The 17,580-nt window shown below is 40.2% G+C and carries 19 protein-coding genes; 3 read left to right on the top strand and 16 right to left on the bottom strand.

Annotated elements, in window-relative coordinates:
- Window positions 1–78 precede the first annotated feature (78 nt).
- The 3 genes from C8P64_RS05375 (at window position 79) to C8P64_RS05385 (ending at window position 4,879) form a co-directional block, all read left to right on the top strand.
- Window positions 79–780 carry a CoA transferase subunit A gene (locus C8P64_RS05375; RefSeq protein ID WP_108170993.1) on the top strand — a complete coding sequence of 234 codons (702 nt, stop codon included), beginning with the start codon at window positions 79–81 and terminating at the stop codon, window positions 778–780.
- A 2-nt stretch (window positions 781–782) separates the two neighbouring features.
- Window positions 783–1,442 (top strand): CoA transferase subunit B, encoded by a 660-nt coding sequence (locus tag C8P64_RS05380; protein ID WP_108170994.1) that lies wholly within the window; start codon window positions 783–785, stop codon window positions 1,440–1,442.
- 224 nt (window positions 1,443–1,666) lie between these two features.
- Window positions 1,667–4,879, top strand: coding sequence for a M4 family metallopeptidase (locus tag C8P64_RS05385; protein ID WP_108170995.1), 3,213 nt, complete (start codon window positions 1,667–1,669; stop codon window positions 4,877–4,879).
- Window positions 4,880–4,926: 47 nt separating this feature from the next.
- Here C8P64_RS05385 and C8P64_RS05390 read toward each other — a convergent pair whose 3' ends face one another.
- From C8P64_RS05390 to C8P64_RS05465, 16 genes are all read right to left on the bottom strand, one after another.
- The gene (locus C8P64_RS05390; RefSeq protein WP_108170996.1) at window positions 4,927–5,286 is read right to left on the bottom strand and encodes a DUF6616 family protein; all 360 of its coding nucleotides are present in this window, start codon (window positions 5,284–5,286) and stop codon (window positions 4,927–4,929) included.
- A gap of 174 nt (window positions 5,287–5,460) precedes the next feature.
- The gene (locus C8P64_RS05395) at window positions 5,461–6,741 is read right to left on the bottom strand and encodes a tetratricopeptide repeat protein (RefSeq protein ID WP_108170997.1); all 1,281 of its coding nucleotides are present in this window, start codon (window positions 6,739–6,741) and stop codon (window positions 5,461–5,463) included.
- Between the two features lie 80 nt (window positions 6,742–6,821).
- Window positions 6,822–7,532 (bottom strand): DUF4331 family protein, encoded by a 711-nt coding sequence (locus C8P64_RS05400; RefSeq protein ID WP_108170998.1) that lies wholly within the window; start codon window positions 7,530–7,532, stop codon window positions 6,822–6,824.
- A gap of 26 nt (window positions 7,533–7,558) precedes the next feature.
- Entirely contained in the window at window positions 7,559–8,236 is a 678-nt protein-coding gene (locus tag C8P64_RS05405) for a DUF4331 family protein (protein ID WP_108170999.1), read from the bottom strand.
- 154 nt (window positions 8,237–8,390) lie between these two features.
- Window positions 8,391–9,107: a 3'-5' exonuclease gene (locus C8P64_RS05410; protein WP_108171000.1), complete on the bottom strand. Its 717-nt coding sequence runs from the start codon at window positions 9,105–9,107 to the stop codon at window positions 8,391–8,393.
- Window positions 9,097–10,245: a serine hydrolase domain-containing protein gene (locus C8P64_RS05415; protein WP_108171001.1), complete on the bottom strand. Its 1,149-nt coding sequence runs from the start codon at window positions 10,243–10,245 to the stop codon at window positions 9,097–9,099. Before C8P64_RS05415 ends, C8P64_RS05410 begins: the two co-directional genes overlap by 11 nt.
- Window positions 10,246–10,316: 71 nt before the next feature.
- Complete coding sequence (locus C8P64_RS05420; protein ID WP_108171002.1) at window positions 10,317–10,787, bottom strand: methylated-DNA--[protein]-cysteine S-methyltransferase; 471 nt, start codon at window positions 10,785–10,787, stop codon at window positions 10,317–10,319.
- Entirely contained in the window at window positions 10,768–11,925 is a 1,158-nt protein-coding gene (locus C8P64_RS05425; protein WP_108171003.1) for a CNNM domain-containing protein, read from the bottom strand. Before C8P64_RS05425 ends, C8P64_RS05420 begins: the two co-directional genes overlap by 20 nt.
- Before the next feature lie 131 nt (window positions 11,926–12,056).
- Complete coding sequence (locus tag C8P64_RS05430) at window positions 12,057–12,515, bottom strand: hypothetical protein (protein WP_146167180.1); 459 nt, start codon at window positions 12,513–12,515, stop codon at window positions 12,057–12,059.
- 107 nt (window positions 12,516–12,622) lie between these two features.
- Entirely contained in the window at window positions 12,623–12,979 is a 357-nt protein-coding gene (locus C8P64_RS05435; RefSeq protein ID WP_108171005.1) for a hypothetical protein, read from the bottom strand.
- A 175-nt stretch (window positions 12,980–13,154) separates the two neighbouring features.
- Window positions 13,155–14,144, bottom strand: coding sequence for a porphobilinogen synthase (gene hemB, locus C8P64_RS05440; protein WP_108171006.1), 990 nt, complete (start codon window positions 14,142–14,144; stop codon window positions 13,155–13,157).
- 34 nt (window positions 14,145–14,178) lie between these two features.
- Window positions 14,179–14,538, bottom strand: coding sequence for a four helix bundle protein (locus C8P64_RS05445; RefSeq protein ID WP_108171007.1), 360 nt, complete (start codon window positions 14,536–14,538; stop codon window positions 14,179–14,181).
- 49 nt (window positions 14,539–14,587) lie between these two features.
- Window positions 14,588–15,490 (bottom strand): oxygen-dependent coproporphyrinogen oxidase, encoded by a 903-nt coding sequence (gene hemF, locus C8P64_RS05450; protein ID WP_108171008.1) that lies wholly within the window; start codon window positions 15,488–15,490, stop codon window positions 14,588–14,590.
- Complete coding sequence (locus tag C8P64_RS05455) at window positions 15,490–15,885, bottom strand: hypothetical protein (protein ID WP_108171009.1); 396 nt, start codon at window positions 15,883–15,885, stop codon at window positions 15,490–15,492. Before C8P64_RS05455 ends, hemF begins: the two co-directional genes overlap by 1 nt.
- On the bottom strand, window positions 15,882–16,916 hold the full coding sequence (gene hemE, locus C8P64_RS05460) for a uroporphyrinogen decarboxylase (protein ID WP_108171010.1): 1,035 nt from the start codon (window positions 16,914–16,916) through the stop codon (window positions 15,882–15,884). Before hemE ends, C8P64_RS05455 begins: the two co-directional genes overlap by 4 nt.
- A gap of 13 nt (window positions 16,917–16,929) precedes the next feature.
- Window positions 16,930–17,580 (bottom strand): uroporphyrinogen-III synthase, encoded by a 651-nt coding sequence (locus tag C8P64_RS05465; protein ID WP_108171011.1) that lies wholly within the window; start codon window positions 17,578–17,580, stop codon window positions 16,930–16,932.

Consider the following 17,580-nt stretch of genomic DNA (forward strand, 5'->3'; position numbering starts at 1 on the left):
CAGATAAATCAAGGAAGTGGTCTTTTAGCGTTGTAACCACATTTTTATTTTTGTATTTTCGGTTAAAATACTGAAAAAATGATCATAAAAACTGTTGATAACGTACAGGAGGCCGTGAATGGCGTAAAGGACGGGATGACGTTTATGCTGGGAGGTTTCGGACTATGCGGAATCCCCGAAAATGCCATTTCTGAGCTGGTTCGCTTAAATGTAAAAAACCTTACCTGTATCTCTAATAATGCCGGGGTCGATGATTTTGGCCTGGGACAATTACTTCATAAAAAACAGATCGATAAAATGGTTTCTTCCTATGTAGGGGAGAACGCGATCTTCGAAAAACAAATGCTTAGCGGGGAACTTGATGTGGAACTAATTCCGCAGGGAACTCTTGCGGCCAGATGCCAGGCTGCTCAGCAGGGATTTCCGGCTATTTATACCCCGGCTGGTTACGGTACCGAGGTTGCTCAGGGAAAAGAAACCCGTGAATTTGATGGTAAAATGTATGTGCTGGAAAAAGCTTTTAAAGCCGACTTCGCTTTTGTAAAGGCTTGGAAAGGTGATAAGGCTGGGAACCTGATCTTTAAAGGGACAGCCAGAAATTTTAATCCGGTTATGTGCGGTTCGGCTACTATCACGGTGGCTGAGGTTGAAGAGCTTGTAGAACCTGGTGAATTAGATCCAAATCAAATTCATATTCCAGGGATCTTCGTACAAAGGATCTTTGAAGGAAAGAACTACGAGAAAAGAATTGAGCAACGCACGGTAAGACAAAAAGCATAATTATGGCACTGGACAAAAACGGAATAGCACAAAGAATAGCTAAAGAGGTAAAAGATGGATATTATGTGAACTTGGGAATAGGTATTCCAACCCTGGTAGCTAACTTTGTAAGAGATGATATACAGGTAGAATTTCAGAGTGAAAACGGAATTCTTGGTATGGGGCCATTTCCTTTTGAAGGAGAGGAAGATGCCGACCTTATCAATGCAGGTAAACAAACGATCACCGCCTTACCGGGAGCAAGTTTTTTTGATTCAGCCACAAGCTTTGGGATGATTCGCGGTCAGCATGTAGATCTAACCATTCTTGGCGCTATGGAAGTTGCTGAAAATGGTGATATCGCGAACTGGAAGATCCCTGGAAAAATGGTAAAAGGTATGGGAGGAGCGATGGACCTTGTTGCTTCGGCTGAAAATATTATCGTTGCAATGATGCATACCAATAAAGCGGGAGAATCGAAACTTTTAAAACGATGCTCGCTGCCTTTAACAGGAGTAGGTTGCGTGACCAAGATCGTTACCAATCTAGCGGTTATCGAGGTAACCGATGAAGGTTTCAAGTTACTGGAAAGAGCACCTGGCGTTAGCGTTGAAGAAATTCAGCAGGCTACCGAAGGAAAATTAATAGTTGAAGGTGAAATACCAGAGATGAAACTGGGCTAAATAACAGCTTTCTACTAATTCTTATGAAAGGATGTGGTAGGTGATGGTTTTGGATGAGGCTCAAAACTTTAACATCACCTGTTACATCCTTTTCTAGTCTGGGCTAAGAGCTTCTATAAACATCGATTAAGTGCAGAATAATTCGTTAAAATGCGTTAAAATTTTATCATAATGTTATAATCTCCTACTTTAGGGCCAGTAAAACCAAACTAAACCCTATTAACGTGAGAAAAAAATTACTCCTCAATTCCGCATTATTTGCGGGATTAACCCTTTTTACTTTCCACACAAATGCTCAGGAATCTGACAAGGAGGTAAAAAAACGTATCAATGACGAGAAGGGGAAGCCCACCCTTATCGTATTTAAAGAAAATTCCAGCTACAAAGCAAGTGATAACCGAAAGCTGTTTAAGGAACAGTTGAAGCTAAACGACCATTCGAACTTCAAAAAAATAAAATCGGAGCGGGATAACGCAGGCTTTAAACATGACAAATTCCAGTTATTCTACAAAGACCTTAAAGTAGAATTCGCAACCTATACCATTCATTCGGCTGGAGAGGATCTGCGATCTATGAGCGGTGAATACTACAATGTTGAAGATGTGGATGTCACCCCAAAGATCTCTGCACAGGTAGCTTTTAGAAAAGCTGTTCAGCATATAGGAGCGCAATCCTATCTATGGGAAGATCCTGCCAGTGCCGCTAAAATAGGTTACAGCAAACCTGAAGGCGAACTGGTACTGTTACCTACCATGGAATTTGAAGCGGTAAACGAAAAGAGTTTTAAAGAAGAGGTTCGCTTAGCTTACAAATTTGATATCTACGCGACAGCACCGGTAAGTCGTGGTAATCTTTATATCGACGCTAAAAACGGTAGAGCTTTATTATACGATGCCGTTATAAAGCATGCCGGTAAGTTTAGTCATGCTAAATCTGGTAATGCAGCAACATCTAAAAGATCGATGCTGGAAGATGCCATGTTTGCAACAGGAACTGCAGCTACAAGGTATAGCGGGTCCAAAAGTATTCAAACCTCTGTAAGCGGATCTTCTTATATACTTTCTGATGTGACCAGGGGTAACGGTATACAAACCTATGATATGAATACCGGGACTAATTACAGCAACGCGGTTAACTTCACCGATAATGATAATAACTGGACAGCAGCAGAGCATAATAATGCCGCAAAAGATAATGGCGCATTAGATGCACATTGGGGTGCAGAAAAGACCTATGATTATTTTGCCAGTGTTCACAATCGTAACAGTTTTGATAACCAGGGAGCGGCTATTCGCAGTTATGTGCATTACGACAATGCTTATGATAATGCTTACTGGAATGGTAGTGTAATGACCTATGGTGATGGTAGTGGAACTTATTTTGACATACTTACTTCACTAGATGTTGCTGCCCACGAAATTGGACACGCGGTTTGTGAAAAAACAGCTAACCTGGCCTATCAGAAAGAATCCGGAGCTATGAACGAAGGTTTTTCCGATATCTGGGGAGCCTGCGTTGAATATTATGCTGCACCTTCAAAATCTACCTGGTTGATCGGGGAAGACATCGAAAGACGTTCCGGTAGTGCTGCTCTAAGATCTATGAGCGATCCTAATTCTGAGGGTCAGCCAGATACTTATGGAGGAACTTACTGGAAAAATGTGAACTGTACACCTACAGATCAAAATGATTATTGTGGAGTGCATACCAATAGCGGAGTTTTAAATTACTGGTTCTATGTTCTGGCTGTCGGGAAATCTGGTACCAACGATATTGGAAACTCGTTCAACGTGACGGGGATCAGTATAGATAAAGCGGCTAGAATAGCCTATAGACTGGAAAGCGTTTACCTTTCTGCCAATTCAACTTTTGCCAATGCCAGGACTTACGGAATTCAGTCTGCCATAGATCTTTATGGGGAAGGTTCTCCGGAAGAGATCGCTGTGACCAATGCATTTTATGCCGTTGGGGTTGGAGCAGAGTATGGAAATGTTAGCTACTGTACTTCTAAAGGAAATAGTGTTGCAGATGAATACATAGGTAGAGTTCAATTAGGAGATATAGATAATGCTTCTCCTGCAGGCAGCGGATATACAGACTTTACTTCTGTTTCCACAAATCTTTCAAAAGGAAATTCTAACACTATAACTATAACTCCAACCTGGACAGGAACTACCTATAATGAAGGCTATGCAGTGTGGATCGATTATAATCAGAATGGTGATTTTAGCGATGCAGGAGAACTGGTATGGAGCAAAGCAGCCTCTAAAACTACTCCGGTTTCCGGATCTTTCACTGTGCCGGCTAATGCTGCCAGCGGGGAAACCAGAATGAGAGTTTCTATGAAATACAACGGTATTCCAACCGCATGTGAGAGCTTTAATTATGGAGAAGTAGAAGATTACACAGTAAACATTGGTGCTGGTGCTGCAGATACCCAAGCGCCTTCTGCACCGTCTAATTTGGCGGCCAGCGGTACTACTCAAACTACTACAAGCCTTTCCTGGAATGCTTCTTCAGATAATGTAGCCGTAACAGGTTATGATATTTACCTGGATGGAAGTTTGCTAGGTTCTACAACATCAACCAGTTCCAACATCACTGGTCTTACTTCTTCAACCACTTATGCTTTTTACGTAAAAGCTAAGGATGAGGCTGGAAATGTTTCAGCAAAATCGAATACGATATCTGTAACAACCCTGGGTAGTTCAGTTTCTTATTGTGCTTCAAAAGGGAATGATTCTAACTACGAGTGGATAGACCTTGTACAATTGAATAATTTGAACAATCCTACAGGGAATAATGGCGGTTACCAGGATTTCACTTCTATGAGCGCAAACCTGCCCTATGGATCTAATACTATTTATATAAGTACCGGTTTTTCTGGTACCGCTTATACAGAGTACTGGAAGATATGGATAGATTATGATAAGGATGGTGTTTTTGAAACTTCAGAACTTGTAGTAAACGGATCTTCATCCAGCAGCGGAACTTTATCTGCTTCTTTTACGGTGCCTACTACCGCAACTGCAGGACCTACAAGAATGAGAGTTTCCATGAAGTATAATTCGGTTCAAACAGCCTGTGAGACCTTCTCTTATGGTGAAGTTGAAGACTACACGGTGAACGTAGGACAGGCGGCTGCAAATATAGCCGGCAACGGATACGCTTTAGGTGATTCAAAAGCTCTTGGTAACGAGAAAAATGTTTTTGACGCCAGCCTTTATCCAAACCCGGTAGTAAGTGGAAACCGCCTGAATGTGGATATTCCAGACAACAGAAAACTGGATTACAAGATCTTTAATTCTGTTGGCTATGAAGTGGCTTCCGGAACACTTAATAAGGTAATTAATGTATCAAAATTAACCAGCGGAACTTATATAATCAGGTTCAGTGATGGTCAAAAGGAGATCGTTAAGAAGTTCATCAAGCTTTAAATTTGATTTGCCAAATGAAAGAGCCGGATTTAACGATCCGGCTTTTTTTATGCAAACGAAGTTGAATTCTCTTCGATGTCTATCAGGAAGTCTATTGCTTCATCCTGGGTAATAAGTTCTCCTCTGGAGTTAGCTTGCGAGAAATAGTTATACCAGCCAACCTTTTCCAGGTTGCTTTCAAGAACCTTTACTTCTTCTATAGAGGGCATTTTCCAGACGGTCATATAACGGTAATCACTGCGATATGGAGTGAATTCATCATTACGGGCCCAACCCAGGTTTTCTACACCACTAGCTTTCATGTTATTCACACGCTGATGCATATTATCCATGAGTTCCTTTCTCTTTTCCCGGCTTAATTTCATCCACCTGGTAGTGACATTCCACATTTCGATATATAAATACATAGAATTAAATTTTTAGTTAGAAAAAAGATTAATAGCTATATAAAGGTAACATTCAGATTTGAGAAAACCAGAAGTTTGGCTGGGTAAGTTTTTGATTAGTAGTGTATTAAAATTTAAAAAGGTCTGAATATCTTGAATATTCAGACCTTTTATAAAATGGAAAGTATTGGGTTTTTACAAAGCCTGTATTTCTTTATAAGTTACCGGTCCCAGTTCAAATTTGGCTTCCAGTAGCTCGCCTTTCAATCTTTCAACCTCACTCTTACGATTATTGGCCTTATAAACCTTAGCCATCGCTAACTGTGCTTCGGGTTCAAAAGTTTTACCAGCAACATTATTTTCTATGATCTGTAAAGCTTCCGCCTTATTGCCATTTTCCAATTCTGCCAGTGCCAGCATTTGATAAGTTTCTGGTGTGGCTCTGTTAGCTATTTCCTTTCTGGCCAGTTGCAGTGCCTTTTGTTCATTTCCGTTTTCAGCCAGGTAAACTTTAAGGTTATGGGCATTATACATCTCACCATATTCCGGTTTACTGGTCAATTTAATGTAGTTATCAAGAGATTCATTTTTTAATTTCGAATTCCCATTGCTTTCGGCTATTTCGGCCTTTAAGAGGTAAAGATCGGGCGACTGGTGGCTTACCAGAATGGAATCTAAAATTCGAAGAGCCTCCTCGGTATTATCTTCATGAGAGAAAAGTATCCAGGCGATTCCTTTTTTAGCGTAAGAATTCGCGGGATCTATCTCCAGGGTTTTTAAGTAATGATCATAACTTTCCTTTATCCTTCCGGCATGACCGTAATAATCTGCGATATTGGAGTAAACCCACAATAATAAGCTCCTGTTCTTGCTTTCTTCTGCCTTTTGCCGTGCTTTCTCCATGAACATGATCGTACGGTCCAGATCACCTTTATAATCGTTCCATTTGGCTGCACGTATCATATAATTGAAATCGTAGGGATCTGCAAACAGCTTTTGCAGGCTATCAGCCTTTATATAATGTCCCAGTTCCATATGAACATCAAATAAAAGATGCTGATTTTCGGGAAGATCTTTTCCCAGATACGAAGCCGAATCAGCGTATACCAAAGCTTCTTTAAATCTATGCTGAGAAATATAATTCCTGGCTAAAGAGCGGTAATATTTGTCTTTATCAATATTCGCTACTTCCACCGCCTTTTCCAGGGTTTTTTCTGCTTTCTTAAGATATTCAACATCACCAGTAGACTCGAAGAAGGAATTGTATTGTCCTGCTACGGGCCCGAAACTTGGCAATTCTACACTATCTGCAGTGATCTTTGAATTCCACAGCTCAAAATAGGGAGAAGTAGTTCTTGTTTCCTGTACGGCAAGGTATTTATTGTAATCCCCGGGACTGGAAACTATTTCTTTAGATTGCCTGTCACAGCCTATGATCAGGATGGAAAGAAGGATGTAAAAAATATTGATTCTCATGATTTCTACTTATTAGATAAAAAAGAGGTTGTATGTGATCGGGAATGTTTCCCGCATACAACCTCTAGGCAAAATTCATATTATTCCGGCGCTCCGATATACGGAAAACTGCTGGTTATATTATCTGCGGTTAAAGCCACACCGTCGGTAACCAGTTGAGGTAATCCACCTTCACCATTAAAGCGTGCTCCGGTTTCTCCACCAAATAAAAGGATAAGGGAAACATCGATCACATCGTCCTGAAGCGTTCTGCCAGTAAGGCCTACTGCTCCTTCAAAAGTTGGTGCTCCACTTCCTGGGTTAAAATAGGTCGTAGGGGCGTCTGGTGCTACTTCAAGTACATCTGCAGCCAGAACTGTGGTTAATACAGTTGCTGAAACCGGGTTTGGATTATCCATTGAAGTTGGTTCAGGCCCGTTAAGGATATCACCAAGGATATTAGGTTCAAAATTAATTGCTGCCGGGTCTGCTCCAAGAGCTACTGCATATGCATCGTGCAAACCTTCCAGTTGTGCTTCAAAAGAAGCCTGGAAAGCAGCCCCCATTTCAGAAGGGATCGTTCTGTTGTGCATGTTCTTGATCTCTGAACTGCTGCTAAGAACAGTGTTTATTCCTGGTCTTCCCATATGGTCTACCTGGCTATAAGTTCCACTGAAATCTACCTCCATTACCGGTGGCGGGTTCATCCCATCAGTTTCAGTCATCATAAAGTCATCATCTTCGCTACAACCTACCATCAATATGCTTAGGCATAGGGCAGAGAACAAAATATTTATATTACGTAATCTCATAATTCTATTTTTTAAATAATTAAAGTCTATTGTTTACGGTTCGTAGTTACCCATGTTTTGTAAACCGGGATTCCCAGAACATTGGTGGCAGTTGGAGTTCCCAGTAAAGAATTTGGAATTTCCAAAGCAATAGACAGGGTGTTGGCACCGTCGAAGGTATCTGTTCCTGGAACGTTGAATCCTGAATTGTCCTCTGCAGTAGGAGCTACAACTTCGTTGAATCTCACAAAATCAAAATAGAACGCATCCTGTCTTGGTCCTGCAAATATGGAAGCTCCACTGGCAGTAGTGTTAGTGATAGCCGTGGTAGAAGAAATTTCTACGCTACCTAAAGGACTGTCGGTATTAACTTCACTATCAAGTCCTGTAGAACCTGGAGTAAAAGGTCCGAAGAAATACATCATCCCGTCTCTAGGGATCGCCTGTATCACTCTGTCTTCAACCAGGTCTCCATCAAGGTCGATATTGATCTCTACAAGTACATCTTCATCGAAGCTTCCATAAGTAAGGTCTGGAAGAACGTTGGATTGGACATCTACAATAAATACCGTGTTACTGGATCCTGTAGTTGGTTCGAATGCATAAAAATCAGCGATATCTGCTGAAGTTCCGGCCACTCCCGGAGCATCTACGTGGTCTGCGGCTATAAAAATTGCTGCGGAAAGAGCAATTCCTAAAACTGCGAAAAGCTTAACTTTTTTCATAAGGTTTGTTTTTAGATCAAAAACTTTCTTGTTTTTAACTGCTATATGTACGCTTATGAAAAGGGGTGGGGTTTTGTATTCGTAGTTAAGGTTTTGTTAAAGAAATTTATGGCTTTTCAGCAGCCTAATATCAGGGCTTTAATAATAGTATTTATTATTCCAGAGAAGTGATCTCGCTATCACTAAGCAGATTTTCCTGCCTAAGCTTCAGGATAACCTGTGCTATAGCCACCACATCCCGCTCGCAATATTTCACGATACGGTCCAGTTCTCCATTCTCATAATATATGTCCCTTACCATAGAACCATCTATATCTTCCTTGGGAGATGGTATTCCCAGAACATGGGTTAGAAGTTTAAGGGACGTATAATGTTTATAATCTCCGAATTTCCATAATTCCAGGGTATCCAGATGAGGTACTTCCCAGGGCTTCTTTCCGAAGAGATCAAGCTTTGCCGGAAGTCTCATATTATGAATAAGCATACGCCGGGCGATATACGGAAAATCGAATTCCTTCCCATTATGTGCGCAAAGAAGATTATAAGGCTGGGGAAAATACTTTTCCAGCAGGCTCGTGAAATCTCTTAATAATTCTTTTTCCTCTCCTTTAAAACTGGTCAGCCTGAAATGCCTGCTTCCATCCCTGAAACTGAAGAAACCGGCAGAGATACAAATGATCTTTCCAAACTCGCTCCAAATGCCGGCGCGGGAATAGAATTCTTCAGCAGTAAACTCATCTTTTCGCTGATACTTGGATTTTTCATCCCACAACGATTTTTTTACCTCATCTAATTCAGAGTAATCCCTGAATTCAGGTACGGTTTCAATATCCAGAAAAAGGATATTTTCCAGGTTTAATTTAAGAAGCATGATCTAACATTTTATAAGCTTCCTCAATATACATATAAAAGTCCTGGTAATGTTTATCACCGTTTGTACTTCTTATAAGTTTACTGCCCAGCCGTACGATCACCAGGTCATCTTCAGGAATTACTATAACGTACTGGCCTAAAATCCCGCGCATGTAAAAGATATCTTTATCAAGATGATCGCTCAGCCAGAAGCCGTAACCATAATAGGGAGTTTCTTCGAATCTCGGTTTTGAGGCTTTTGCGATATAAGCCGAATCCAGTAACTGTGTTCCCTGCCATTCACCATCGTTGATGAATAGCTTCCCGAATTTGGCAAAATTGCGAGCATTGCTGGCGATACAGCAATAGGCCTTTTCCATACCCGATTCTTTGCTGTCCAGCTGCCATAGAGCATCATCGTTCATTCCCATTGGTTGCCAGAAACTTTCACTTAGGTATTGGCTCAGGGTTTTTCCGGTGGCTTTTGCTATGACCATACCCAATAATTCGGTGTTGCCGCTGAGGTATTTAAATTCTTTGCCCGGTTTATTTATAACTTTAAGATCCAGGATCTGTTCTTTAATATCATCATCAAAATAGGCTCTTGCTGTAGAGGCGAAGGGATTATAATAGTTCTCGTTCCAGTTAAGCCCAGAGGACATTGAAGAAAGATCTCCAATAGTAAGTTGCTTATCAAATTGGGGATAAAAATCTGCTACTGGTTGGTTGATGTTTTCCAGGTGACCATCCTGAATGGCCTTGAACATTAAAGCAGAAACAATGCTTTTTGCCATGGAAAACGAATTGGTCCTGGACATTTCATTGTAACCATTATAATATTCCTCGAACCAGATGCTGTCATTTTTGATGATGAGAAAAGCAGCGGTCTCCAGTTCCTGGTTAAGACTATCTAATTTTGAAGTTGGTGAAGCTTCGTTATAATCTTGAGATAAAGCCCATGGCTGAACTTTATCTGGTTTTTGGATCACATGGTTATCAAAATAAGTGTAGTCGTCTATAAAGGCGGTCTTATGACCTGTAAAATAGGTCGTGGCAATTCCCTTAAAGATATAGCCATAACCTGCAACATATAATACCAAGGAGGCCAGAAGCAGGAATGCAATGAATAATAAAAATGCTTTTGAGAGCTTTTTCATCTATAATATTTTAATTCAACCAGAATTGAGGAAAGTTGAGACTCAATTTTTCCAGTAGTAAAATACTATTTTTAAAACAGACTTTGCTGTGAAGGAGGGTTTTCCATATCGAGCAGCCATTTTTTTCTTTGTAATCCTCCGGCATAACCGGTAAGCGATCCATCACTGCCTATAACCCGGTGGCAGGGAACGATGAACCATAAAGGATTTTTTCCATTAGCCGAAGCTACAGCCCTGATAGCTTTCTTATCTCCCAAATCTTTTGATAACTGAAGATAAGAGGTAGTAGTACCATAAGGGATCTCAAGTAATTTTTTCCAGACTTTTTTCTGAAAATCTGTGCCTTGCGGATTCAATTTAAGATCGAAGCTTTTTAAGATTCCCTGGAAATATGCTTCCAACTGTGAAGCAGGTTCTTGCAGTTCTGAAGGGATTTCTGCAGAAACAATACCTTCATCCAAAACCTTTACTGAAGCCAGTCCATATGAATCACCCGTTAATTCTGCAATTCCCAGAGGAGTCTTAATTCTGGCTTTTTTCATTCTTTTCCTCTTCTTCAGTTTTCTCCTCGTCTTTCTTTTCTTCTTTCTTCTCCTCAGCATCTTCTGTTTCCTGATCCTGTTTTCTCTGGATCAATCCAAGGCGTTTTGCACGTCTTTCCCAGTTCTTTCTGGCCAGCATCTGCATATCCTCAACACTATCACTTTCATCCATGATCTCAAGGCCTAGCAGGGTTTCAATGATATCTTCCATGGTGACGATTCCGGTAACATTACCGTATTCGTCCACGATCATGGAAATATGCGCCCTTTTCTGAACAAAAATTTCAAAAAGTTCCGGAATAGGCGTGTTATCATTGGTAACGAGGATGTCTCTTTTTATTTCGCTTAAAGGCTGGTGACCTTTTTCATCGATTACTTCTTCAAGAACATCATCTTTAAGGATAAAACCGGAAATGTTTGTAGATCTACCCTGGTAAACAGGAATACGCGAAAACTTCAGGTTTTTATGGTTCTGATGAAATTCCTTTAATGAAAGGCTCTCATCTTCGGTTATCGCCACAGAAAATGGGGTCATCACATCTTTTGCCTCCACAGATTTAAATACCAGAAGGTTTTTGATCACCGTAGTCTCGCTTTCTTCAAATACACCTTCTTCTTCCGCAGCATCTGTTATAGCTGCAAATTCTTCCCTGCTCATAGAACTTACGTGGGCCGATTTTCCTATAAGTTTTGTAGTAAGCATCAATAGCCATAGAATTCCGGTATACTTCAATGGGAAGATCATCAAGGTTAGCGCTCTGGCTGTGAAATTTCCCAGGGACTTCCAGTAAGTGGCTCCAATGGTTTTTGGGATGATCTCAGATAAAATAAGAATGGCCAGGGTCATCACCGCAGAGACGATCCCTACAGAATTGCCGCCATCACCAAATGTTTTCTCTGCCTGCACCCCAACCAGGATAGCACCTACGGTATGCGCAATGGTGTTTATGGTTAGAATTGCTATAAGAGGTTTATCGATATCCTGCTTTAAACTTGCCAGGATTTTGGCATAAGGTTTACCTTCTTTCTTCTTGATCTTAATGTATGATGGCGTAATACTGAGCAATGCCGCTTCAAGTATTGAGCACATGAATGAAAAGAAGATCGATAAAAATGCATAAATAAATAATAAGCCCATACGCTTAAATGACTGTTAGACTGGCTAATTTATATATTCTGAATGCAAAATTTAAAAAAGAAATGATAAAAGGGAATTAAAAAAGCCTTCCGGTATCCCGAAAGGCTTCTAATTATTACTGATAACAGGGCTTAAACGGCCATATTTTTATGAATGATCTCATCCCATTTTTTTGCCTCATGCAAGCGTATGTCCGCATCGGTGCTTTCATAATCCTCTTCATCATAAAAGACCAGTTCGGTCACTTTTGAAGAATTTTGCTCTGCAAGCTGAAGACCAAGATGAATGATCCTTTCTTTATTAGAATCAACACGAAGAGTGTTTTTTGAAATATTCACCTTGCTCACCTTTTTCAGGTCTATCACTAAATGATCTATTTCCATTTTGGGATCAATCGCTACCAGAATTTTATTCGAACTGTCCAGCCCAAGGCTTAAATGACCAATAGTTTCGAATTTATCCAGCTTAAGGCCGTGTTTCCCGGCAATTGTATTAAGGGCTTTTTTTTGTTTCGCTTCTATGGATTTTTGTTTTCGCAAAACGTATATTATTGGGAACATGAAGATAACGAACAACAGTGTTCCGATCATTAAAGATGATTTATCCATTTTATTTTTATTAAGTAATTGAACAACTACCCGCTCATAAAAGGAACGAGTAAATTTTGCTTTTTAAAGCCTGTAAATAAGCTGTTTAATTACCAGAAAAAATGGAAGGGAAAAATCTGTGTTTTTAAAAGGTTTCTCTTGTTCGGCTGAAAAGTTGAAGCAACTTTTTCTTCAGAAGATACTTGGGATTCAAATTCGGTAAAACGTAGATCCAGGTACTGGGGAAAGAAATCATTTTCATTCTCCTGTGAAGATCTAAAGTTACCTTCAGCAACAGTCTCTTCAAAAATTACAGCCTTGGTATTCTGCTCTGTTCTTAGAAATTCTCCCTGTCTTGAATCAAGATCTGGAGTTACTTTGGTGAAAGCAAAAGCGTTCGTGGCTGAGGTTAGGAAAATAACCTGCAGCAGGAACAGACTAAAAAAAGAAGACTTCTTAATTTTCACAATGTAAAGCTACTGAGAAAACAGATTCGTGACTGAAAATTATAGTTATATTTTTCAGATCTAGATTATTTTATTTGGTGTTAAAATACTCAGAAATAGAAATGCCGGTCGAATTAAACCGGCACTCCTGTTATATAAATTATTAAACCCAAACCTTTTAAATCGGGGAATGATATTAAGAAATTAATTTCACTGCTTCTTTCGCAAAATAGGAAGCGATCATATTCGCTCCTGAACGTTTAATAGCGGTTAATTGTTCCAGGATTACGGCATCATGATCTAGCCAGCCTTTTTCGGCTGCAGCTTTTATCATTGCGTATTCCCCACTTACCTGGTATACCGCAACAGGTACATTTACAACGTTCTTGATATCTCTGACGATATCCAGGTAGCACAATCCAGGTTTTACCATAACTATATCGGCACCTTCTTCGATATCCATCAAAGTTTCTCTAATGGCTTCATCGCGATTTGAAGGATCCATTTGGTAGGTCTTTTTATCTTTTGGAATATCCTTGGCGTCTACCGGGGCCGAATCCAATGCATCTCGAAAGGGTCCGTAAAAAGCGGAAGCATATTTCGCGCTATAGCTCATGATGCCTGTTTCATCGAATCCTTCATCTTCAAGGAGGCTGCGTATTTCAAAAATACGACCATCCATCATATCACTTGGCGCTACGAAATCTGCTCCTGCCTTGGCGTGGGAAAGAGACATTTCAGCAAGCAGGGCAGTAGTATCATCATTCAATACCTTTCCGTCGGCAATGATCCCGTCATGTCCGTAAGCAGAATAAGGATCCAGGGCAACATCGGTCATTACCAGCATTTCAGGAACGGCATTCTTCACGGTTTTTATTGCTCGTTGCATCAAGCCTTCAGGATTTATTGCTTCCTTACCTGCGTTATCTTTAAGATCTTCAGGCACCTTTACAAATAGCAAAACCGACTTCAAGCCCAGGCTCCAAAGTTCCTTTACCTCTTTTTCAATTAGATCGAGGCTATACCTGTAATATCCCGGCATAGATGCGATCTCATCTTTTACATTTTTCCCTTCAACAATAAATAGCGGCACTATAAAATCATTAGGAGAGATAATGGTCTCTCTAACCAGTGATCTTATAGATTCGTTCGTTCTTAGTCTTCTGTTTCGGCGTAGTGGGAACATAGCGTTAAGTTTTAAGTTATAAGCTTTAAGCTAATTATAGATCAGATTTAATTTTCTGAATTAGTACATAAAGCATTTTTTTGATTTCCATTATTTCAGTCATCAGCTTTTCAGAATTTGCTGAATCTATAAATTTTAAATCTGTAGAAACTAAAATTAAATATTCAAGTTCGAAAGCTGAACCTGAAGAAATATGCAGGAAACGTAAAAATTCTTTTTGGGTTTCTCTTCCACAACCTTCAACAATATTCGTTGGGATAGAAAGGGCCGCTCTGTTTAATTGTGAGATCAAATTGAATTTTTCCTCTGCAGGAAAACTCCTGGTAATTTTATAGATTTCCAGTACCAGGGCATGAGCCTTTTTCCAAACCATATAATTTCTATAATCTACCATAGTTGTCAATAATAAGAGCTTAAGACTTAGAGCTTAAAGCTATTATCCTCTAAACCCATTTCACGGGCTTCTGTAATACTTTAAGCAGCTTCTCTTCTTCGCTTCCTTTTTCAGGATGATGGTCATAGACCCACTGTACATGGGGTGGCAGACTCATCAAAATACTTTCGATCCTTCCGTTGGTTTTAAGCCCGAATAAAGTTCCTTTATCATGCACTAAATTGAACTCCACATAGCGGCCACGTCTTATTTCCTGCCATTTTCTATTCTCTTCAGTATAAGACATGTTTTTTCTCTTTTCCACAATAGGAACGTAGGCTTCCAGGAAGGAATCTCCAATATCGGTTACAAAATCATACCAGTCTTCGATCTTCATATGGCTGTCACCTTTCAGGTAATCGAAGAAAAGTCCGCCAATTCCGCGGGCTTCATCGCGATGTGCGTTCCAGAAATACTCATCGCATTTTTGTTTATAATCTGAGTATAAGGAAAAACCATGGGGATCACAGGCCTTTTTAGAGACCTTATGGAAATGTCTCGCATCTTCTTCAAAAAGATAATAGGGGGTAAGGTCCTGCCCGCCGCCAAACCACTGGTCTATAACGGTTCCATCTTTATCATACATTTCAAAATATCTCCAGTTCGCGTGTACTGTAGGAACCATAGGGTTTTTTGGGTGAAGTACCAGGCTGAGCCCACAGGCGAAAAAATCTACGTCACCAACCTTAAAATATTTTTGCATTGCAGGAGCCAAAGCGCCGTGAACAGCAGAGATATTAACTCCTCCTTTTTCGAAAACCTTTCCATTTTCGATAACCCTGGTTCTTCCGCCACCGCCTTCTTCGCGCTTCCAGATGTCTTCGTGGAATTTGGCCTTTCCATCAATTTCCTCAAGTTTTGAGGAGATCTTATCCTGTAGTTCCTTTATATATTTTAAAAACTCGTTCCGCATTAACTTAAGGATTTTGCTTCTTTTATTTTTTCGATCAGGCCGAAGGAATATGTTTTAGATTCAGTTTGGAAATATTCGTAAAAGAATAACGCATGGCTGGCCAATTGTTGTGTATGGTCTGGCTCCACCAGTGTAATATTCAGCATAAGATCACCAAAATGTTCATACTGGTCTGCACTGAATCTTTTATTTTGAAGTTTTAGAAGCAATACATCGGGTAAAGTTTCATAGAGTCCCGAAAGTCCGGTTTCTATGATTTCCTCCAGCGCTTTATCGACTTTTTCCCTCTGGCTTTTTCTCCAGAGATCTGGCATAAAGTCTTCCTGAAGCAAACCCGTTAAGACTTCCCCGGCCTTTTCATTTTCATCGTCTCTAAAACTCTTACTGCGTATCATCTGTTTGGCGGTTGGTATCCCTTTACCGCATCTACAAAAGCTTTCGCGTTATCTACCGGGATATCTGGTAAGATACCATGGCCCAGGTTGGCGATATATCTGTCTTTACCAAAAGCATTGATCATATCGTTAACCATATACTTTATCTCAATTGGTTTGGAATATAATCTTGCAGGGTCAAAGTTACCCTGAAGGGTGATCTGTCCGCCACTTAAATACCTCGCGTTTCTAGCTTCACAGGTCCAGTCTACTCCAAGTGCAGCTGCACCTGATTGTGACATTTCTTTCAAGGCGAACCAGCATCCTTTACCATAAGCGATCACGGGTACTTCGTCTTTTAATGCATCGATGATCTGCTGCATATACTTCCAGGAGAATTCCTGGTAATCTTTAGGTTCTAAAAGTCCACCCCATGAATCGAAAAGCTGTATAGCATCTACACCCGCTTTTACTTTTTCCTTTAGATAAGCGATCGTGGTGTCCGTGATCTTTTGTAATAAAGTATGCGCAGCGATAGGTTCCATAAAGCAGAATCTTTTCGCCTTGTCAAAGGTTTTTGAACCCTGGCCTTGCACGCAGTAACATAATATGGTCCATGGAGAACCGGCAAAACCTATTAAAGGAACATCGTCGTTAAGTTCCTGTTTGGTAAGTTTGATAGCTTCAAAAACATAGTCCAGTTCTTCATTCACATCTGGAACGATTACTTGCTCAACCTTTTTGGCAGTATTTACAGGGTTTGGTAACCATGGTCCAACCCCAGGTTTCATTTCCACTTCAATGTTCATCGCCTGCGGCACCACCAGGATATCGCTAAAAAGAATAGCGGCATCAGGTCCAATCTGCCTGATCGGCATAACCGTAATTTCTGTAGCCAGCTCCGGAGTTCTGCAACGGGTGAAGAAATCATATTTCTCCTTAAGTTTCATGAAATCTGGTAAATATCTACCGGCCTGTCTCATCATCCAAACTGGTGGGCGTTCAACAGATTCTCCTTTTAGTGCTTTTAAAAACAGGTCGTTCTTTATCATTTCCTGATGTATTTTATTCGTTCTTTAAATTCGAGACCACTTTTGCGATCACATTTTCAATTGCGGGTTTGGTAGCGACAATAATTTTATCTGTATGTTTTCTTGCTTCTGTAGCGGTAGTTTCTCCAATGCAAAATGCCGTTGTATTTAACGGGTTCTTTTCAGTGAAACTCTTAACTCCGCTGGGGCTGAAAAACAAAATGCCATCAAATTCCGATTCGAATTTTCTTGGGTTCAGGCTGGTTTCGTAAACCCTGGTCTCGTTATATTTTATATTATTTTCTTTTAATATCTCCGGAAGTTCTTCTCTTCGCTTATTTCCGCTGAAAAAGTGAAATTCCTTTTGAGCATGTTCTTTTACTATTTGCAAAGCCAGCTCTTTGGCGTTATCTGCCCTGGCTGAAATTTTCAAGCCACGAGCTTCGGCATAAGCAGCCGTTTTCTCACCCACACAAAAGCAATTTTCAACTGCAATATTCTTTCGTTCAATTGCTTTCAGGGCATTTTTACTGGTGAAAATAGCATTCCCGATCTTGCTATCCTCTAATTTGAAATCAATGAACTTAATAGTGATCGCATCATATTCTACCAATCCTATTCTGCTGTTCAGCAATAACTCTTTCTGGTTAAGAGCGAGTTTTTTGGTGGATAGAACCGTAGGCAT

Source organism: Christiangramia gaetbulicola (assembly GCF_003054225.1).
Taxonomy (GTDB): Bacteria; Bacteroidota; Bacteroidia; order Flavobacteriales; family Flavobacteriaceae; genus Christiangramia; species Christiangramia gaetbulicola.